This window comes from Flavobacterium mekongense (assembly GCF_047038255.1).
Lineage (GTDB): Bacteria > Bacteroidota > Bacteroidia > Flavobacteriales > Flavobacteriaceae > Flavobacterium > Flavobacterium mekongense.
In genome coordinates, this window is sequence record NZ_CP174374.1 from 193479 (window position 1) to 214064 (window position 20586).

The following is a 20586-nucleotide window of genomic DNA, read 5'->3' on the forward strand; positions in this document are numbered from 1 at the left end:
TAATCAATTTAAGCTAATAATTTTTTAACGATAGTCGAAATGGTTTTACCATCGGTTTTACCGGCCAAAGCAGCTGAGGCTTTCCCCATTACTTGTCCCATGGAAGCCATACCTGAAAAACCGCCTTCAGCTATAATTGCCGCTACTGCAACTTCTACTTCGGCTTCAGACAATTGCGCAGGAAGGAATTTCTCGATTACGGCTACTTGTGCCAATTCAGGTTCTGCCAAATCAGCTCGGTTTTGTTGTTGGAAAATAGCAGCGCTGTCTTTGCGTTGTTTTACCAAACGTTGCAATAACTTGATTTCATCGTCGGCTGACAAAGTATCGCCGGCACCGGCTTCGGTTTTGGCTAAGATGATGCCTGATTTGATAGCTCTTAAGGCTTCTAAAGCAACAGTATCTTTGGCTCTCATGGCGTTTTTCATTTCATCCATGATTTGGGTTTCTAAACTCATCTTGATATTAGATATTAAATTTTAGACATTAAATATGGTTGGCTCTTTAGCCCCGATTGTAGCTAGCTACCGTGTAGCGCGGAAAGCGGGAATAAGGATCACTGAAACTGCCCGAACCATTCGCTCCAAAAAGCACTGCGAAGGTAAAAAAATAACCCGAAAATCTCAAGGAAATTTTCGGGTTGTTCGATTAGAAAAATGGCAGACTAATCTACGTTATCGTATTTGAGAGTAAGAGGAGGAAGTCCGGTGGACTTCAGGTATATGAGCTTTAGCCCAACTCTTATTCCTAATTTTTAATCCACATTGTCATGTAAAAACGAATTGTTGGTACGGATTTGTAAATCGTCGTTACTATCGGTTCCTAAAGACATTCTGGAGTTTGCGTTATTGCCGGTGTTGTTTGACAGGTCAACACCCAATCTTTTGTATGCGGGTTCTTTTTCCAATTCCTCAATTCGTGACGGATTGTTGTGGAATTTGTAATTGAACTCTTTTAATTTTCTTCTGCGCTCATCGGCTCTGTGTTTCAAAGTTTCTTCGATGGTCATTTCTACCGGAGATACTTCGTCGAAATAGTTCACCGCTTGCGGCTTTTCGGTTTCCACTTTCATGGTAAAGTTCAACTCTTCAACGATTGGCTCTTCTACTACTTTAGCGGCCGGTTTAGAGTTTAACAAGTCGTTTTCCAACTCCATGTACTCTTCCAAGGAATATTTGATTACGCCGCCTTCATTTAGTTCAGTAACCGGCACAAATTGCACAGGCTCGTTGACTACAATTTCGTTGGCTTCAGACAAATCGAATACAATTTTGTTTTCTTCTACGGTTTCCGCTTTTTCGAATACCGGCGTTGCAGCAGGCATATCGAAAGTGAAAGTGATTTGTTCTTCTTCAACGGCATTGATAGGCTCAACCACTTCCATAGCTTTTACCTCAGGTGTTGTTACTTTGAAATCGATGTCTTTGATAGGCGAAACGATTTCAAAAGTCACGTCTAAGTTGCGAATGAATTGGTTCATGGCAATCAACTCGTTTTCGTTGATAGCAGCCGGAGTTTGTACCGTTTCTTGTATAGTGAATTCAACCTCAGGAGCAGCCACTTCTTCTTCGATTAATTCGAATACGATTTTTTCTGAAGGCGATTCCGCTTTTGGTGTTTCTATAGTATTTTGGAAAACTTCCACCGGTTTTTGCGTTAAGTCGCGCACCAATTTTTGATCATCTTCCAAAGCGTGAACAATTTTTTGACTGTCTACGTTTACGATACCGTTTTGTTGTTCTACATTGAAACCGGTAGCGATAATGGTTACCGCGATGGCTTCGCCCAAGCTTTCGTCTTCACCAACACCCATGATGATGTTAGCATTGTAGCCTGCTTCGGTTTGGATGTGGTCATTGATTTCTCCGATTTCGTCAATAGTAATCTCGTTAGAGCCTGAAACGATAAGCAACAATACGTTTTTAGCTCCTGTAATTTTATTATCGTTTAACAATGGAGAATCCAAAGCGGTAATAATAGCCTCTTTGGCACGGTTGTCTCCGGTAGCCACAGCAGAACCCATAATAGCAGTGCCGCTGTTAGACAATACAGTCTTAGCGTCTTTTAAGTCGATGTTTTGCGTGTAGTGGTGTGTAATTACTTCGGCAATACCGCGAGAAGCAGTAGCCAACACTTCATCGGCTTTGGAGAATCCGGCTTTGAAACCTAAGTTTCCGTACACTTCTCTCAGTTTATTGTTATTGATAACAATCAAAGAATCAACTTGTTTTCTTAATTTTTCAACGCCTAACAACGCTTGTTCCGAACGTACTTTTCCTTCAAATTGGAAAGGAATAGTCACGATTCCCACAGTAAGAATATCTCTTTCTTTGGCCAATTGAGCAATTACAGGAGCAGCACCGGTTCCGGTTCCACCGCCCATACCGGCTGTGATGAAAACCATTTTGGTATTGCTGTCCAACATTTTTTCGATTTCGCCTACACTTTCCAGAGCCGATTGGTGTCCAACATCGGGATTAGCGCCTGCGCCAAGACCTTCGGTAAGGTTAACCCCTAACTGAATTTTGTTAGGTACCGGACTGTTTTGAAGTGCCTGTGAGTCGGTGTTACATACAATGAAATCTACACCTTTGATTCCTTGTTTGAACATGTGATTGATAGCGTTACTTCCGCCGCCACCAACACCGATTACTTTGATCACATTTGATTGATTCTTTGGTAAATCAAATGAGATGCTTCCAAATTCTGAGTTGCTTATCATACTATTTTGGTGTTAGGTATTTATTCTGTTATTCTTTACTCTGCGTTATCTAAAAAATCTTTGATCTTGTCTACATAGCGATCAAAAAACGAACGTTTGATTTGCTTTTCTGTCTCGCGTTCGATTGGTTTTTCCACTTCCACCGGTTGTTCAATGGTTGCGGCAACCTCTTCTTTCGGCTCGAAAACCGGTTGTTGTGCTGTAGCTTTCGGGGCTTCGGCCACTACTTCTTTCAGTTCTATTTTGTAAGCACTGTTAGAGTTGTTTTCGATGCTGTTCATCACCAATCCAACTGCGGTGGCAAACAACGGACTGGAAATTTCTTCACCCGAATTACCCGCCAAATGTTCGTTAGGGTAACCTATTCTGGTATCCATACCGGTGATGTATTCCACCAACTGCTTGATATGTTTGAGTTGCGAACCGCCTCCGGTTAGCACAATTCCGGCAATTAACTTTTTACGCGGATCTTCGTGTCCGTAAGCTTTAATTTCGGTAAATACTTGCTCTATAATCTCCACGACTCTGGCGTGGATAATTTTCGATAAATTTTTAAGCGAAATCTCTTTCGGATCTCTTCCTCTAAGGCCCGGAATAGACACAATTTCGTTGTCTTTATTTTCGCCCGGCCAAGCAGAACCGAATTTTACTTTTAACAATTCGGCTTGTTTTTCTATAATCGAACAGCCTTCTTTGATGTCATCAGTAATCACATTTCCACCAAAAGGTACTACTGCGGTATGACGAATGATGCCGTCTTTAAAAATAGCCAAATCGGTTGTTCCGCCTCCGATATCAATCAAGGCTACCCCGGCTTCTTTTTCTTCCTGACTTAAAACTGCATCTGCTGAAGCCAATGGTTCTAAAGTTAAGCCCGACAATTCGATGCCGGAACTTTGGATACATCTGCCCACATTTCTGATGGAAGACGCTTGTCCGACTACCACATGAAAACTGGCTTCCAAGCGAGCCCCATACATCCCGATAGGTTCTTTAATCTCCGTTTGTCCGTCAATTTTGAATTCTTGCGGCAATACATGGATGATTTCTTCGCCCGGCAACATGGCCAATTTGTTCACTTGGTCAATCAGCAACTGTATGTCTCTGCCACTGATTACCTCTTCCGGATTGGTACGGATAACATAATCCGTGTGTTGTATGCTTCTGATGTGTTGTCCGGCAATACCGACTACCACATCGTTGATTTTGTAACCTGAATTATTTTCCGCCTCAAGAACAGCTTGCTGAATAGACTGAATGGTTTGGGTAATATTGTTTACCACACCGCGAGCCACACCAAGGCTTTTGGATTTGCCAACGCCCAAAATCTCCAATTTCCCATACTCATTTTTCTTGCCAATCATGGCTACAATCTTGGTTGTCCCAATGTCTAACCCTACTGCAATATTCTCTTTTTCCATAATCTTCTATTTAATGCACACCACTTGCTTGGTAAACTTTAAATTAATTCTTCGGTACTTTTCCAAAGTGCTGTCGGAAACAGCCTTCTGAAAAAAGGCTTTATAATTCTTAAATTTTCTTTCGATGTTGATAGTTCTCCCGAAATCAATTTGGTAATCATAATTTCGGTTGGCCATTACCATGCTTCCGTTGGATAAAATTTGTACGCCTATGATGTTTTTTTTCAAAAAATCATCTTCCGCAATTTGTTTCAAAACTTCAGCCAATTTCTCTTTTTTTACTGCCGTAATTTCACCTGAAACTAAGGGCACTCTTGCCGCATAATTTTCAGATAACGGCATTTTATTTCCCTCATAATCAATATAAAAGGAACCGGTTTCCTCAAACACTCTTCCAAGAGGTTGTTTTTGTTCCACCACTGCTTTTAAAACCCCATCAACACTGACAAAAACATCAGCCTTGTGAATCATTTCATGACTGCTGACAGTTTTTTCCAATTTATTCAAATCTAAACCATCTTTATTGATAGTTTTTAGGTCCCGATTTTTTTCTATTAACAATTTATTAACCGTTTCAGGCTTTAAAAAAAGACTGTTTTCGCCTACAAAAACGACCTCAGTTTTTGCAATTTTTCGCTTCGCATTTCGGTGCGAAGTGAACGAAAACAGGAAGATGACAACGAAAATCATCAACAGCAATCTGATATTTGTCCAGGTCAACATTTTCATGACAAAGCCAATTTAATTTTCGGAACCAATTCTCCAATATCTCCTGCACCGATGGTCACTATTATTTTAGCACTACTTTCTAAAATTGCGGGGATTAAATCGCCCTTAGAAATTAGTTTTTTATTGGGATTTTCCATTTTGGAAAGTAACCAACTTGACGTAATGCCTTCCATGGGTAATTCTCTTGCAGGATAAATATCTAACAACAAAATTTCGTCGAATTGTGACAAACTTTTGGCAAAATCATCGGCAAAATCTTTGGTTCTGCTGAACAAATGCGGTTGGAATACAGCCAACACTTTTTCACCCGGATACAACTCACGAACCGCTTGGTGTACGGCGTTAATTTCGGTTGGATGGTGCGCATAATCATCAACATAAACCAAGTCATTTGTCTTGATTTGATACGAAAATCGGCGTTGGATTCCTTTGAATGAAGCCAAGGCCTTAGCAATGGACTCGGTTGGGGTACCATAAGTTTTAGCCATTGCCAAAGCCATCAGGGCATTCATCAAATTGTGTCTTCCGGGTAAGCCAAATTGCAAATCGCGGATGGTTTCCGATGGTGTTTGCACATCAAAAACATAAAACCCGTTTTCAATTCGGATGTTGAAAGCGCTATAGGTTGCTTCTTCATTGATACCGATAGTTAACCCTTCTAACGGCAACCCTTTTGGGACAAAAAGTTGGTTCTTATCAGCTACTTTATTGGCAAATTCTCTAAAAGAATCCTCAATGGCGGTAGCATCGCCGTAAATATCTAAGTGATCCGCATCCATTGAAGTTACGCAAGCGATATCCGGATGCAAATGCAAAAATGAACGATCGAACTCATCGGCTTCCACTACAGTAACGGTTTTGCCGCTGCCGATTAAATTGGAATGGTAATTTTCGACAATTCCGCCTAAAAAAGCAGTAACATCGGCACCACTTTCGTAAAGAATATGGCCTAAAATACTGGAAGTAGTGGTTTTACCATGTGTACCGGCCACAGCGAAACAAAAAGTATCTTTGGTGATGATACCTAACACTTCGGCGCGTTTTTTAACCACATACTCTCGCTCTAAAAAATAATTCCACTCTGAATGCGTAATCGGAACGGCCGGTGTAATGATTACGAGTGTATTTTCGACATAAAAATCTTTTGGAATTAAGTTGATATTGTCTTCAAAATGAATATCCATCCCGGAAGCCTTTAACTCATCGGTTAACATGGTTGGGGTTTTATCATAACCCGAAACTTTTTTCCCGATGTGCTGGAAATAACGCGCCAAGGCACTCATCCCGATGCCTCCGATGCCGATGAAATAGACGTTATGGATTTGGTTTAGATTCATTTGAGTTACTGAGTAGCTGAGTCACTGAGTGGCTGAGTTTACTTTATTAATTTAATTATTTCTTCTACTATATCTTTGGTGGCGTTGGGTTTGGCCAACTTTTTAATATTTTGACTAAGCTCCTTTTGCCAATTTTCATCGGCTAACAACTTGGAAAATGTAGTTTCAAATTGTTCGTCCAATTCGCTTTCATGCAATAAAACAGCACCATTTTTATCGGCTATGGCTTTGGCATTTTTGGCTTGATGGTCTTCGGCTACGTTGGGCGACGGGATGAAAATAGTTGGTTTACCCACCAAACACAACTCGGATACCGATGAAGCACCGGCACGAGAAATAACAACATCAGTTGCGGCATAAATCAAGTCCATTTTATCGATAAATGCTACGACTTGCACATTTTCTCTTTCGTTGAAATGTTGGTATTCGTCGTAATACAACTTACCGCATTGCCAAAAAACTTGTACTCCGTTGGCCAATATAAAATCGAGTTCTTTGGCAATTAACTGATTCACCCTTCTAGCGCCCAAACTTCCGCCAAGAACTAACAAGGTTTTTTTAGTCGAATCCAAGTTGAAATGAGCAATTCCCTCGGCCTTTTTAGAGCTAACATCCAACAAATCCTGACGAACAGGATTTCCCGTAAAAACAATTTTATCTTTTGGAAAAAATCGTTCTAAATTTTCATAGGCTACACAAATCGCGTTCGCTTTTTTACTCAACAATTTATTGGTAATGCCCGGATAGGAATTTTGTTCCTGAATAACTGTTGGTATATTCATACTGTTCGCCGCTTGTAACAATGGTCCGCTGGCAAAACCGCCTGTACCAATAACTACATCGGGTTTAAACTTTCTGATAATTTTTCTCGATTTCCACAAACTGCTCATAAGTTTAAAAGGAAACAACATGTTTTGCAAGGTCAATTTTCGTTGCAAACCTGCTATCCATAAGCCTTCGATTTTGTATCCGGCTTGCGGCACTTTTTGCATTTCCATTTTATCGCTGGCGCCTACAAAAAGAAATTCCGCCTCAGGGAATCGAGACTTTAACTCATTGGCAATGGCAATAGCCGGATAAATATGTCCGCCAGTACCGCCGCCGCTTACTATGAATTTCAACTTTTTCATTTACTTTTTCTTCAAAATAGGTTCCAACGGATTAGCATCTTCTTGGATGGAATAACTTTCCAATTCGGCTTGTTCCGCTGCTTTTTCTGCAGCTTCTTCCTCTTGTAATTGTTTATCTATCATGCGCTGCAGCGCGTCTTCACGTTTTTGTTTTTCGGCCAATTCCTCTGCAATTTCTTCTTCTTTCTTAGTTACACTCAATATGATTCCGAGTGCGATACAGGTCATCCAAATCGAGCTCCCCCCGCTACTTATTAGTGGTAAAGTTTGTCCGGTTACCGGCAATAATTCCACCGCCACCGCCATATTGGTCATAGCCTGAAAAATTATCGGGAACCCCAATCCAACAACGACTAACTTTCCGAACATTGAATTGGCTTTGTGTGCTGCGACTACAAATCGGAATAACAACAATAAGTACATACTTAAAACCAATATTCCGCCGAATAAACCGTATTCTTCGACTATGATTGCATAGATAAAGTCGGAGGACGATTGCGGCAAGAAATTTTTCTGTACACTTTTACCCGGACCTAACCCATAAACTCCTCCTGACGCTATAGCAATTTTGGCTTTCTCGATTTGATAATCGTCTTCATCGGGTTTGTCGGTTGTAAAATTGTCGATACGGTTAATCCAAGTATCCACACGGTTAGGAAAAGCATCCGGAAATTGTTTGGCCACCAAAATAAAGAAGGTCAGTCCTATTATCCCGGCTCCTAAAATAATACCAATGTACTTAATTGGGTATTTCCCGATAAAAGCCAACATCACTACCATAGCAAAAATCAAAGCCGCAGTGGATAAGTTAGCCGGAAGAATCAAGGCAATAGTGATGAAAACCGGCGTCCACAATTCCCACAAAGAATTTTGGAAAGTAATGGGCGTTTCGCGGGTTTTGGATAAGTATCGTGCCACAAAAACATACAACACTATAGAAGCCAAAGTAGAGGTTTGAAACGTAATTCCGATAAATGGAATTTGGATCCATCTACTGGCGTTAGCTCCTTGAATCACCGTACCGTTGAGCAAAGTATACACCAATAGTACCCAAACCACCGGTAATAACAAGCGTGAAATGGTTCTGAAATAATGGTAAGGCACTTTGTGAATTTTGTATAAAATAAAAAACCCAACAAAAACTTGTGCGCCGTGCTTGAGCAAATAAGTTAAAGCATTACCCGAACCATGACGCATATAAGCCAAATTACTACTCGCACTAAACACAGGCATAAACGAAAACAAGGCCAACAAGGCAACGAAGGCCCAGATGACTTTATCTCCTTTTAAACTGTGAATGAGTTCTTTCATTTTTATGATTTAGGATTTGGGATTTAGGATTTAGGATTTAGCTAATTCCTAAATCCTGATTCCTGAATCCTTATTTATAAATTCTTTACTGCTGCCTTAAATTGATTTCCTCTGTCTTCATAGTTTTGGAACAAATCAAAGCTGGCACAAGCCGGTGACAACAATACCGTATCGCCTTTTTCCGCTAAATGTTTGGCGGTATTTACCGCATCGCGCATGTTATCTACTTCTACCATCATATCTACAACATCGCTGAAAGCATCGATGATTTTTTTATTGTCTAAGCCCAAACAGATGATGGCTTTTACCTTTTCACGCACCAAAGGCATCAACTCGCTGTAGTCGTTTCCTTTGTCTACACCCCCAACAATCCAAACGGTTGGCACAGTCATACTGTCGAGAGCAAAGAATGTAGCATTCACATTGGTAGCTTTGCTGTCGTTGATGTACTGTACATTTTGAATTTTTAGTACTTTTTCTAAACGATGTTCAACGCCTTGGAAATTTGACAAACTTTCGCGTATGGTTTGCTTTCTGATTTTCATCAGTTGGGCTACTGAAGTAGCGGCCATAGCGTTTTTCATGTTGTGTTTTCCTTCCAATGAAATGTCAGCGGTCTTCATTTCAAATTCTTCGTTGTTGATGATAATATCCATAGTGTCGTCGTTTTTAATAAAGGCTCCGTTTTCAAAGGTTTTTGATAACGAAAAAGGTATAGTTTGTGCTTTTGTTTTATTGTTTTTTAACCATTCGGTTATTGCTTCGTCATCGGCGTCGTAGATGAAAAAATCAGCTTCCGTTTGGTTCATTGTGATTCTGAATTTAGAGGCGATATAATTTTCATATTGATACTCATATCGGTCTAAATGATCGGGACTGATGTTGGTCAACACCGCTATGTCCGGTTTGTAATTTATGATTCCGTCTAACTGAAAACTACTCAATTCCAATACATAGTAATCGTAGTTTTCTTCGGCCACTTGCCAGGCAAAGCTTTTTCCGATATTTCCGCCTAAGCCTACGTTTAATCCGCCTTCTTTGAGCAAATGATACGTTAGCATAGTCGTGGTCGTTTTCCCGTTGCTTCCTGTAATTCCGATGGTTTTGGCTTTGGTAAACGGGTAAGCAAACTCGATTTCAGAAATAACCGGTATTCCTTTTTCAACCAATTTTTTTACCATTGGCGCTTTGTCCGGAATTCCGGGACTTTTCATCACTACATCGGCATTCAGAAGCAGTGCTTCGGTGTGTTTTTCCTCTTCCCAATCAATGTTATATTGTGTAAGAACGTTTTTGTATTTATCTGTTATTTTTCCGAAATCGGACACGAATACCTCGTAGCCTTCTTTCCTACCTAAAATGGCGGTTCCCACACCACTCTCACCTCCGCCAAGTACAACCAATCGCTTCATGCTATCTCAATTTTAATGTCACTATAGAAACGATGGCTAATAAGATGGCTACAATCCAAAATCGGGTTACAATTTTACTTTCGTGATAGCCTTTCTTTTGGTAATGATGGTGCAAAGGTGACATCAAGAAAACCCGTCGACCTTCTCCGAAACGCTTCTTGGTATATTTGAAATAAGTCACCTGAATGATTACCGATAGATTTTCAGCAAAAAAGATGGCACACAATACCGGCAACAACATTTCTTTACGTACTGAAATGGCCAATACGGCTATGATTCCACCTATGGTTAAACTTCCTGTATCGCCCATGAATACTGAGGCAGGGAAAGAGTTGTACCACAAAAATCCGATTAGCGCCCCAACAAATGCAGAAATGAAAACCGTCATTTCACCCGAATTAGGGATGTACATGATATTGAGGTAACTCGACAAAATAAGATTCCCCGAAACGAAGGTAAAAATCCCTAATGCGAGTACTGATATGGCGGATGTTCCTGCGGCCAGACCGTCGATTCCGTCGGTCAAATTGGCTCCGTTAGACACTGCTGTGATGATGAAAATTACAATCGGAATAAATACCAACCACGCCCAATTTTCGTAACCATCTCCGGTCCAAGCAATGATTTTAGCGTAATCCAACTCGTTATTTTTAACAAACGGAATGGTAGTAGTAGTGGATTTTTTTTCTACCGGTGCTTGGTTAATAACATTTTGCGTTTGATTGAAAGTGATAGGCGTATTCGAACGTTCTCTTACCGTTACACCCGGATGGAAGTACAATACAGAACCCACGATTAGTCCGAGACCAACCTGCCCAATTACTTTGAAAATCCCTTTTAAACCTTGTTTGTCTTTTTTGAAGATTTTGATGTAATCGTCGATAAAACCGATAGTTCCCATCCAAAGCGTGGTTACTATCAACAAGATGATATAGATATTATTGAGTTTGGTTAACAATATTACCGGAATCAACGTTGCGATAATGATGATTAAACCACCCATAGTTGGTGTACCAGCCTTTTGTGTTTGACCTTCCAAACCTAATTCTCTCACCGTTTCCCCAACTTGCTGGTTTCTCAAGAAATTGATGATTTTTTTACCGTAAATGGTGGAAATCATCAGCGACAAGATTAAGGCCAAAGCTGAGCGAAACGTAATGTATTGGAACACCCCGGTTCCGGGCACATCCATAGTTTTGTCGAGGTATTCAAATAAATAATATAGCATAGGTTATTTATTTAGCTGTTCTAATAGTTCTTTTACAATTTTCATATCGTCGAAATCGTGGCGAACGCCTTGAATTTCCTGATAGGTTTCGTGTCCCTTTCCGGCGATTAGAATAATATCGTTTGGATTGGCCAACTGACAAGCGGTTTTGATGGCTTGTTTACGGTCGACTATCGACAACGTTTTCTTTTGGTTTTGCAACTCAACACCTTTTTCCATATCGGCTATAATGTCAATCGGATCTTCCGTTCTTGGGTTGTCTGAAGTGATGATGACCTTATTGCTCATACTGCTGGCAATGTGCGCCATAATCGGTCTTTTGGTTTTGTCTCTGTCGCCACCGCAACCTACCACTGTAATCAATTGTTCGTTATTGGTTCGGATATCGTTTATGGTTTTAATTACATTTTCCAAAGCATCCGGCGTATGCGCATAATCAACAACCGCGGTAATTTTTTGATTGGATACGATGTATTGAAATCTTCCGGACACGCTCTCCAATTCAGATAACAATCGCAATACTTCTAACTTATCCAAACCTAATTCGACTGCTGTTCCGTAAATGGCCAATAAATTGTAAGCATTAAAGGTGCCAATCAATCGCACCCAAACTTCGCTCTCATTTATCTTTAATAACAAGCCTGATAGTTGGCTTTCTAAAATTTGTGCTTTGTAATCGGCATACGACTTTAAGGCATACGTTAACTTTCTGGCGGAAGTATTTTGGAACATTACTGCTCCGTTTTTATCATCCACATTCGTCAAGGCAAAAGCCGTTTTAGGCAAATGATCGAAAAATGATTTCTTCACATCTCGGTACTCGGCAAACGTTGCGTGGTAATCCAAGTGATCGTGTGACAAATTGGTAAAAACACCACCGGCAAAATGCAAGCCTTCAGTCCGTTTTTGATGGATGCCATGCGAGCTTACTTCCATAAAGCAATACTCAACTCCCGCGGCATTCATTTCAGCCAGATAATGGTTAATGGTTAACGAATCCGGTGTCGTGTGTGTGGCTTTGTATTCCAGGTCATTCACCATAATTTTGACGGTGGACAACAAACCCACTTTGTAACCGGCTTTTTGGAACAATTGGTACAAAAGTGAAGCAATCGTTGTTTTTCCGTTGGTTCCGGTGATGCCTACTAACTTTAGGTTTTGCGACGGATTGTTGTAAAAATTGGTCGCTAGATAAGCCAAAGCGGTGTTGGTATCTTTTACCTGAATGTAAGTCACGCCTGTAACGATAACTTCCGGCAATGTATCGCAAACAATAGCGGTAGCGCCCAAGTTGATGGCTTTTTCGATAAAGTCATGTCCGTTAGAAACCGTACCACGTATGGCCACAAACACATCGTTTTCTTCCACTTTTCTGGAATCGAATTCGATTTTGTTAATAGACATTTCGGTCGAACCTTTAACAACTTCGATGGCTACTTTGTATAATATGTCTTTTAAAATAATCACGATAATTCGAGTATGATGATTTGATTTTTGGTTAAGGCTGAGCCCGGCTGGATGGATTGTCTTTTCACTTTTCCGAAGCCGATGACTTTAACCTTCATTTTCATGTTTTCTAAAAGTGCCACAGCATCCATACCGCTCATTCCTTTTACATTCGGAACTACTTTGGATTCGGAGTTGGCTTTAGCTTCAAATTCGGCATAAGCTTTCTCTTGCTTGCCGATTTTTTTATTCAAATTTTTGATTTCGTTAGTCGATGGTGCATCTGTAAAAATCTTTTGCGCTACTCTTTTAAATACCGGACCGGCTACATCGGCTCCATAATAATTATTCCCGGAAGTATTTGGCTTGTGCACGACTACTATACAAGAATACTTAGGATTCTCTGCCGGAAAGAAGCCAACGAAAGACGAAATATAATGTTTCTCACTTCCGCCGTTTTTACCATAATTGGCTTGCGCAGTACCGGTTTTTCCGGCCATCGAAAAATCTTTAGAATACAATTTGGAACCGGTGCCTCTTTTAACCACATTGGTCAAAACTGCTTTTAATTTCTTAATCGTTTCCGGAGCACAAATTCTCGGGTTGATGACTTCTTTGTTGTATTTTTTGATGGTTCGGTTCCATTCTTTGATTTCGGATACAAATTGCGGTTTTACCATTTCGCCGTTATTGGCTACCGCATTATACAAGGTTAGCGTTTGCAAAGGCGTTACCGACACTCCGTAACCAAAAGCCATCCATGGCAATGAAATTGCACTCCAATGTTTGTCGCCCGGTTGCGGGATATAAGGCTTTCCTTCGCCTTGGAAGGGTAACCCAAGTGGCTTGTTTAAGCCCATACGGTCGATGCGATCAACGAATTCTTTTGGGTTGTTTTTGTAATTTTCGTAAACGGCTTGTACTAAAACAGTGTTTGAAGACACCTCGAAACCTCTTCCTAATGAGATGCTGCCATAGCCCCCTTCATGAGAATCTCTAACCTTTTTTCCGCGGTAATCAATCACACCTCCGAAAGTGTTGTAAACTTTACTGGTATCTACTTTTTGGTCATCCAATAAAGCAATCATATCTACCAACTTGAAAGTAGAACCCGGTTCATGAGATTCGGCCACGGCATAATTGGTGGTTTCAAAATAGGTTGAATCAGATTCTTTTAGTTTTCCCAAGTTGGAAATGGCTCTGATTTTTCCTGTTTTGGTTTCCATGACCACCACACAGCCATGATCGGCTTTGTACTCTTGCAATTGCTTCAATAACGCATGGTGTGCAATATCTTGAATGTAGACATCGATAGTTGAAATTACATCATAACCATCTTGCGGATCTACTTCATTAACGTCACGAATAGGTTTCCATTGGCCTTTGGCTATTTTTTGTTTCAAGACTTTACCGTCTTTGCCGTTAAGGTATTTGCGGAACGACCATTCGATACCTTTTCCGACTAACTTTCCGTTTTCGTCTTCTCTTTCATAACCAATAGTTCGCTCGGCAATTTTACCTATCGGATGTTCGCGCACCGTTTTTTGTTCGGTAATCATACCGCCTTTGTTGGCGCCCAAATTGAATAATGGAAAACTTTTGATTTTCACATATTGGGTATAGCTGAGCTTTTTGGCTATCAGTAAATAACGATTTTTATTGGCGCGGGCAGATTTGAGTTGGTTTAAATAAAAGCCACTCGATTTGCCTAACAATACAGAGAGAGAATCCGCCAAAGGCTTTACATTGGTTTCAAAATCTTCGGACTTAGGCGCTACCGCATCGAAACGGATGTTATAGTTAGGAATTGAAGTTGCCAATAAACTTCCATCGGCCGAATAAATATTGCCTTTATTCGCCGGAATAACAAAGTTCTTCACTGTGCGTTCTTTGGCTAATTTTCGGTAATGATCGCCTTCCACCCACTGAATTTTAGTGAGTTTAAACGTAATTGCCAAAGCCATCAGAAACAGACAGAAAGCCACCAGGTAAATACGGTAAGAGATATGTTTATCTTCTACTGCCATAGCTTTTGAAAGAAACTTTTTTCTATTGGTTTTTTAATTTTTATTTTTTGTGGCGGAACCGACGAAGGAAAAATATTTCGCTCTTTCATTTTTTCGGAAACGGTCGATTCCATTTTTAATTTCATTAATTCGGAGCGTTTGTCTACAAATTCAGAGCGCAATTCTTTAACTTCATTTGTCAATTCGGCGATTCTGAAGATTTTTTGATCGTAACGGTGTTCGTTGGCAATCATCAAAATGGCCAGTAAAATGAGAAACACGATGAAACGCCAATTTTTGGTAGCATCTTCATTCACTAAAAACCGAGCTTTTAAAATGCTGTAAACGCCTTTTTTCATTTTATTGAAGATTTTTGATTAACGATTTTTGATATTTGAGGCAACCTTTTCTGAAATCTTAAATCGTTAATTTTCAATCATAAATCATTTATTTCTTTTCTGCTATTCTTAATTTGGCACTGCGTGCTCTGTTATTAATTTTTATTTCGGCTTCTGTCGGCACGATTAACTTTCCTACCAGCTTGAACGGTACCGAAAAGTTTCCGAAGAAATCGCGTTCCGGTTCGCCTTCAAAAAGGCCGTTTTTCATAAAACGTTTCACCAAACGATCCTCTAAGGAATGATAGGAGATTACACTTAATCTTCCGCCCGGTTTCAATATTTCAAGCGATTGCTCTAAGAATTCTTTGAGCACTTCCATTTCTTGGTTTACCTCAATTCGTATGGCTTGATAGATTTGAGCCAAGACTTTATTCTTTACTTTCTCCGGCAGGTATTTGGCCAAAACCGTTTTCAGTTCTTCGGTCGTTTTGATGTCTTTTTTCTCTCTGGCATCTACTATGGTTCGGGCCAAAGCCGGCGCTACTTTTAACTCGCCGTAATCCAAAAACACTCTTTTCAGGTTATTTTCGTCGTATTCGTTAATGACTTTATAAGCATCCAACTCGTTTCTTTTGCTCATTCGCATGTCGAGGTCGGCATCAAATCGAGTGGAAAAACCTCTTTCCGGCACATCGAATTGGTGGGACGAAACGCCTAAATCGGCTAAAATTCCATCAACACTTTTTATCCCATGAAATCTCAAAAAACGCTTGATGTATCTGAAATTTTCCTGTATCAAAGCAAATCGCTCATCCGGCAGGGCATTTTCCCAAGCATCTTCATCTTGATCAAAACCAAACAACTTCCCGTTAGGTCCAAGTCTTCTCAAAATTTCTTTGGAATGACCACCGCCGCCGAAAGTCACATCAACATATATTCCGTCGGGTTTAATATTTAAACCGTCAACCGTTTCGTGTAATAAAACCGGGTTATGATACTCCATCGTTGTCGTCATTTATGTTGCCCATTACATCTTCCGCTAAATCTGCAAAATCGATGTCGTCACCGGCAATCGATTTTTCATACAAATCTTTGTCCCAAATCTCCACAATGTTCACTGCTGACGAGAGCACGATATCTTTTGAAATCTGACTAAAAGTCATTAAATCCTTCGGAATCAATAATCGTCCTAAATCGTCTACTTCAACTATTTTGACACCGGCGGTAAAGCGGCGGATGAAGTCGTTGTTCTTTTTTACGAATCGGTTAAGCTTATTGATTTTTTGCATCATTAAATTCCATTCTGCCATTGGATAAAGTTCCAAGCAAGGCTGAAACACGGAACGCTTCAAGACAAAGCCATCTTGAAGAGAATTAGCCAGTTGCTTCTTTAAGGCCGAAGGAATCATGAGTCTTCCTTTGGCGTCAACTTTGCATTCATATGTTCCGATAATGGAGTTCAATTGCTGTTTATTTTGGTTAAGAGCAAAAATATAAAAATTATTACCACAAATTACCACAAAATACCACTTTGTTAATAAGTTTTACTACTTACCGCTGTTTTTCGAGAAAAATAGCTGAAAGCCCACTTTTTAAAATTGTTGATGATTGTTTAACAAATCTGAACAGAAATAGAAAAAAAGAGATAAAAAACTCATTATTAGCTGTTTTGTTGACAAAAATTAATTTTATAGGACTGATAAATATGGATCTAAGTCAACCAAAAATTAATATTGATATTTTGAAAAAAGCGCCTGGAAAATCAACTTTCAACTTGGAAATATTAGTGGGAAAACACAAATGTTAGCTATAAAATCATATATTTGTTGCCGAGGTAAAAAGTCATAAAAATTACATGGAAGGAAATTTTAAAAAAGAAGGAAGATATACCTATTTTGAAGCCGGAGAAGGCACACCAATTGTTGTTTTACACGGATTAATGGGCGGCTTGAGTAACTTTAACGGAGTAGCCGATTATTTCTCCAAAAGAGGTTATAAAGTTGTCATTCCCGAATTGCCTATTTACACTCAAAACATCCTAAAAACCAACGTAAAAGCTTTTGCCAAATACGTCAAAGACTTTATCACCTTTAAAGGTTTTGACCGTGTGATTTTATTAGGCAATTCCTTGGGCGGACACATTGCTTTGTACCACTCCAAGATGTATCCTGAAAAAGTAGCCGGTTTGGTTTTAACGGGCAGTTCCGGATTATACGAAAGCGCCATGGGCGACAGTTATCCGAAACGCGGGGATTATGAATACATCAAACAAAAAGCGGAAGCCGTTTTTTATGACCCTAAGATTGCCACCAAAGAAATAGTAGACGAAGTTTTTGCTGTAGTTAACGATCGTATTAAAGTATTGAAAACCTTAACAATAGCCAAAAGCGCTATTCGTCATAATATGGCTAAGGATTTGCCTAAAATGCATGTAAAAACTTGTTTGATTTGGGGAAGAAACGACCAAGTAACACCACCGGATGTAGCCGAGGAGTTTCACAAACTGATGCCTAATTCCTCTTTGTATTGGATTGACAAATGTGGTCATGCGGCCATGATGGAACATCCGGACGAGTTCAATCGTTTGTTGGACGAGTGGTTAAAAGAGGTTCATTTATAATTTACAAAGAGTCCGTTTTGGACTTTTTTGTTTTTACCGAAACACTATGAAAATCAATTCAGCCGAATTTATCATCAGCAATTCCGACGTTAGCAAATGTCCGAAAGAACCTTTACCGGAATACGCCTTTATTGGTCGCTCTAACGTAGGCAAATCGTCATTAATCAATATGCTGACGAATCATAAGAATTTGGCTAAAACCTCCGGAAAACCGGGGAAAACCCAATTAATCAATCATTTTAAAATCAATTCCAATTGGTTTTTGGTAGATTTACCGGGTTATGGTTATGCCCGTGTTTCAAAGAAGACCAAAGATGTTTTTCAGCAATTTATTACCGATTATTTTGAGAAAAGAGAACAATTGGTTTGTGCTTTTGTGCTGATTGATATTCGCTTAGAAGCACAGAAAATCGACTTGGATTTCATCAATTACTTAGGAGAAATCGAAGTGCCGTTTTGCCTCATTTTTACCAAAGCCGATAAAATCAGTAAAACCAAGATAGATTCCAACATTGCGGCTTATCGAAAAGCTTTGTTGGCCAACAACTGGGAAGAAATGCCACAACACTTTGTGACTTCTTCTTTAGAAAGCACCGGAAGGGAAGCCCTTTTGGCTTTTATAGACGAGGTAAACGATCAGATGTTTAAAAGCGGCGAGTTGTAAAAACTACCCTTTCAACTCCATTTTTTCGGCAAAATAGTCACAGAAATCTTTCATGGTATCTACCATTTTTTCATCGCCTGTAGCGCGTTGGAACGTGTCGGACATAGCCACTAAGGTTTGGTGGAAAAACTTTTTCATCTCATCCACCGGCATGTCTTTGGTCCACAAATCGATACGAAGCGTTTCTTGGGCATTGCTGTCCCAGATAGACAACATCAAAGCTTTGGCTTCTTCTTGCTCTACACCACCGTCTTGGGCAGTCCAAGTGAGTTTTTCAGGAATTCTGTTTTCGTCGAGTTCGACATTGAATTTTATTTCGGATTTGATGGTGTTACTCATTTTTTTTGGGTTTGTATTTAGATCTTTCAAAAATTTGTTTGGCGTCCATTTTCAGCATTTCTTGTAAACTTACTTCGTTATTTTCCATGAACGAACGCACAATTTGCCAACCAATCCATTGCCCTATTCTACCGGGAGATTCATTATCGATTTCAAGATAGAATTTGGAGAATGGCGCCATATTGACAAAACGGTTGTCTAATTTGGAATCTGTACTGAACAGCATATCTTCCTCAATAAAGAAGCGCCAGATATAACTTTCGTTTTCCTGACTCCAAGTTATTTGCTCCGGAGTATAGCCTATCTTTTCAGCGTCGGTATGATTTGGAAGCATTAAATCTTTTATGTAGAGTTCCTTACCGTAATAAATCATATTAGCCAATAAAGTTTTCTCGTTTGGTGGCGGAATTTTACGCATGGCAAAGCTGGTCACTATATCAGGCATCATTTGGCGCTCCTCAAAATTCTGCTTTATATAGTCGGGGAAAGTGTAAAACTTGTGTGATTTCCCTAAGTAAAGTTCTAAAGCTATCACTAATTTATCGTCGGCATATATGGCTTTGTTATGATAATCCATCTCAGCAATTACGGTATAAATTTTAGGCATCACGGTTTCCGGAAAATAAAATTTGAGATGCTTAAACAAATCTTCAATCTCAGCCGTTTGCTCATTGAAATCGGGGAATTTTTTTTGCACTTCCGAATACAAAGCTCTCCAATCTTTGTTTTGCATTTTTTCTATCCAAACTTCATCCGGCGTTCCTTCCGGAAAAAAAAACGGATATTCTGCTTTTAAATTGACTAACTCATTGGGCTTGGCTTCAAAAAAAGCCTGATCAAAACGATCTACTTTTAAAGCCACCGGAATTTCTTCAACGGCTTTTTCCACCTTGGATTTCTTATCACAAGAAACCAACAAAAAGACCAGTAATGCGATTGTGAAATACTTTTTCATCATAAGGATTTAATATCGGAAAAAAGGCATTGAAAAGTTTGTGTTTTTTTACATTTGCAAATATACATTTCAGTTTTTAAAAATTTTCATAAAAAAATGGCTAAAAAAAGCAATCTTAAGGTAGGGGAAACTAATACCCATATTGTTACATGGTTAAAGAATTACGCTACAAGTGCCAATGTAAATGGTTTTGTTGTAGGAATTTCGGGCGGAGTTGACTCGGCAGTAACCTCAACTTTGTGTGCGCAAACCGGTCTAACAACGCTGTGTGTTGAGTTGCCGATACATCAAGACAGCAGTCAGGTAAGCCGAGGGAGAGAGCATATTGAGCAGTTAAAAAAGCGATTTCCGAATGTAATACATGCCGAGGCGAATTTGACCGAAGTATTTGAAACATTCAAAAAAGTGGTGCCAACTTCAAATGATGAAGGTAAATTATATTTATCATTAGCCAATACACGAGCCAGATTGCGCATGAGCACGTTGTATTATTTTGCCGGAATTCATGGCCTGTTGGTTGCAGGAACCGGCAATAAAGTGGAAGATTTTGGCGTTGGATTTTATACCAAATATGGAGATGGTGGAGTTGATTTGAGTCCGATTGCCGATTTAATGAAAAGTGATGTGTATGCATTGGGAGCGTATTTAGAGATTCCTGAATCCATACAAAAAGCAGCACCAACTGACGGTTTGTTTGGCGATTCGAGAACCGATGAAGACCAATTAGGCGCCAGTTATGACGAATTAGAATGGGCCATGTTAGCTGCTGAAGAAGGCAAAGCTGTTACCGATTTTGAAGGAAGAGAAAGAGAAGTTTTTGAAATATACAGTCGATTGAATAAAATAAATCAGCACAAAATGAACCCTATTCCGGTTTGTTTGATTCCTGAAGCATTCAAATAAATACGATTTTTATTAACATTTT

General features: G+C 39.7%; 19 protein-coding genes. 3 read left to right on the forward strand and 16 right to left on the reverse strand.

All coding sequences use genetic code 11. The annotated features are described in order from the left end of the window. Positions 1 to 8: 8 nt before the first annotated feature. The 14 genes from ACJG85_RS00700 to mraZ form a co-directional block, all read right to left on the reverse strand. Positions 9 to 458: a GatB/YqeY domain-containing protein gene (locus ACJG85_RS00700; RefSeq protein WP_412464593.1), complete on the reverse strand. Its 450-nt coding sequence runs from the start codon at positions 456 to 458 to the stop codon at positions 9 to 11. 296 nt (positions 459 to 754) lie between these two features. Next, on the reverse strand, positions 755 to 2722 hold the full coding sequence (gene ftsZ / locus ACJG85_RS00705) for a cell division protein FtsZ (protein WP_412476699.1): 1968 nt from the start codon (positions 2720 to 2722) through the stop codon (positions 755 to 757). 35 nt (positions 2723 to 2757) lie between these two features. Continuing rightward, positions 2758 to 4143 (reverse strand): cell division protein FtsA, encoded by a 1386-nt coding sequence (gene ftsA, locus ACJG85_RS00710; RefSeq protein WP_412464594.1) that lies wholly within the window; start codon positions 4141 to 4143, stop codon positions 2758 to 2760. 6 nt (positions 4144 to 4149) lie between these two features. Next, the gene (locus ACJG85_RS00715; protein ID WP_409676638.1) at positions 4150 to 4872 is read right to left on the reverse strand and encodes a cell division protein FtsQ; all 723 of its coding nucleotides are present in this window, start codon (positions 4870 to 4872) and stop codon (positions 4150 to 4152) included. Next, the gene (murC, locus tag ACJG85_RS00720) at positions 4869 to 6209 is read right to left on the reverse strand and encodes a UDP-N-acetylmuramate--L-alanine ligase (RefSeq protein WP_409676635.1); all 1341 of its coding nucleotides are present in this window, start codon (positions 6207 to 6209) and stop codon (positions 4869 to 4871) included. The genes ACJG85_RS00715 and murC overlap by 4 nt, the downstream gene beginning before the upstream one ends. A 38-nt stretch (positions 6210 to 6247) precedes the next feature. Next, entirely contained in the window at positions 6248 to 7339 is a 1092-nt protein-coding gene (murG, locus tag ACJG85_RS00725) for an undecaprenyldiphospho-muramoylpentapeptide beta-N-acetylglucosaminyltransferase (protein ID WP_412476700.1), read from the reverse strand. Then, on the reverse strand, positions 7340 to 8650 hold the full coding sequence (locus tag ACJG85_RS00730; RefSeq protein ID WP_409676629.1) for an FtsW/RodA/SpoVE family cell cycle protein: 1311 nt from the start codon (positions 8648 to 8650) through the stop codon (positions 7340 to 7342). It abuts the gene before it with no gap. A 74-nt stretch (positions 8651 to 8724) separates the two neighbouring features. Then, positions 8725 to 10062 carry a UDP-N-acetylmuramoyl-L-alanine--D-glutamate ligase gene (gene murD, locus ACJG85_RS00735; RefSeq protein WP_412476701.1) on the reverse strand — a complete coding sequence of 446 codons (1338 nt, stop codon included), beginning with the start codon at positions 10060 to 10062 and terminating at the stop codon, positions 8725 to 8727. A 1-nt stretch (position 10063) separates the two neighbouring features. After that, positions 10064 to 11290: a phospho-N-acetylmuramoyl-pentapeptide-transferase gene (gene mraY / locus ACJG85_RS00740; RefSeq protein ID WP_409676622.1), complete on the reverse strand. Its 1227-nt coding sequence runs from the start codon at positions 11288 to 11290 to the stop codon at positions 10064 to 10066. A 3-nt stretch (positions 11291 to 11293) separates the two neighbouring features. Beyond that, the gene (locus ACJG85_RS00745) at positions 11294 to 12757 is read right to left on the reverse strand and encodes a UDP-N-acetylmuramoyl-L-alanyl-D-glutamate--2,6-diaminopimelate ligase (RefSeq protein ID WP_409676619.1); all 1464 of its coding nucleotides are present in this window, start codon (positions 12755 to 12757) and stop codon (positions 11294 to 11296) included. Beyond that, a complete protein-coding gene (locus ACJG85_RS00750) occupies positions 12754 to 14763 on the reverse strand; it encodes a penicillin-binding protein (protein ID WP_412464596.1) in 2010 nt (669 codons plus the stop codon). The genes ACJG85_RS00745 and ACJG85_RS00750 overlap by 4 nt, the downstream gene beginning before the upstream one ends. Then, positions 14754 to 15101 carry an FtsL-like putative cell division protein gene (locus ACJG85_RS00755; RefSeq protein ID WP_295337838.1) on the reverse strand — a complete coding sequence of 116 codons (348 nt, stop codon included), beginning with the start codon at positions 15099 to 15101 and terminating at the stop codon, positions 14754 to 14756. Before ACJG85_RS00755 ends, ACJG85_RS00750 begins: the two co-directional genes overlap by 10 nt. Positions 15102 to 15189: 88 nt before the next feature. Continuing rightward, positions 15190 to 16098 carry a 16S rRNA (cytosine(1402)-N(4))-methyltransferase RsmH gene (rsmH, locus tag ACJG85_RS00760; protein ID WP_412464597.1) on the reverse strand — a complete coding sequence of 303 codons (909 nt, stop codon included), beginning with the start codon at positions 16096 to 16098 and terminating at the stop codon, positions 15190 to 15192. Continuing rightward, the gene (gene mraZ, locus ACJG85_RS00765) at positions 16073 to 16546 is read right to left on the reverse strand and encodes a division/cell wall cluster transcriptional repressor MraZ (RefSeq protein WP_409676610.1); all 474 of its coding nucleotides are present in this window, start codon (positions 16544 to 16546) and stop codon (positions 16073 to 16075) included. The genes rsmH and mraZ overlap by 26 nt, the downstream gene beginning before the upstream one ends. A gap of 392 nt (positions 16547 to 16938) precedes the next feature. Here mraZ and ACJG85_RS00770 point away from each other — a divergent pair, with 392 nt between their 5' ends. Beyond that, complete coding sequence (locus ACJG85_RS00770) at positions 16939 to 17703, forward strand: alpha/beta fold hydrolase (RefSeq protein ID WP_409676607.1); 765 nt, start codon at positions 16939 to 16941, stop codon at positions 17701 to 17703. A 46-nt stretch (positions 17704 to 17749) separates the two neighbouring features. Continuing rightward, complete coding sequence (gene yihA / locus ACJG85_RS00775; RefSeq protein ID WP_409676604.1) at positions 17750 to 18367, forward strand: ribosome biogenesis GTP-binding protein YihA/YsxC; 618 nt, start codon at positions 17750 to 17752, stop codon at positions 18365 to 18367. Between the two features lie 3 nt (positions 18368 to 18370). Here yihA and gldC read toward each other — a convergent pair whose 3' ends face one another. Together gldC and gldB are read right to left on the reverse strand one after the other, a co-directional pair. Next, positions 18371 to 18706 (reverse strand): gliding motility protein GldC, encoded by a 336-nt coding sequence (gene gldC / locus ACJG85_RS00780; protein ID WP_395633187.1) that lies wholly within the window; start codon positions 18704 to 18706, stop codon positions 18371 to 18373. Then, positions 18699 to 19661, reverse strand: a complete 963-nt coding sequence (gene gldB, locus ACJG85_RS00785; protein WP_412464598.1) for a gliding motility lipoprotein GldB — start codon at positions 19659 to 19661, stop codon at positions 18699 to 18701. The genes gldC and gldB overlap by 8 nt, the downstream gene beginning before the upstream one ends. Before the next feature lie 96 nt (positions 19662 to 19757). Here gldB and nadE point away from each other — a divergent pair, with 96 nt between their 5' ends. Next, positions 19758 to 20564, forward strand: coding sequence for an NAD(+) synthase (gene nadE, locus ACJG85_RS00790; RefSeq protein WP_412476702.1), 807 nt, complete (start codon positions 19758 to 19760; stop codon positions 20562 to 20564). The last annotated feature ends 22 nt before the right edge of the window (positions 20565 to 20586 follow it).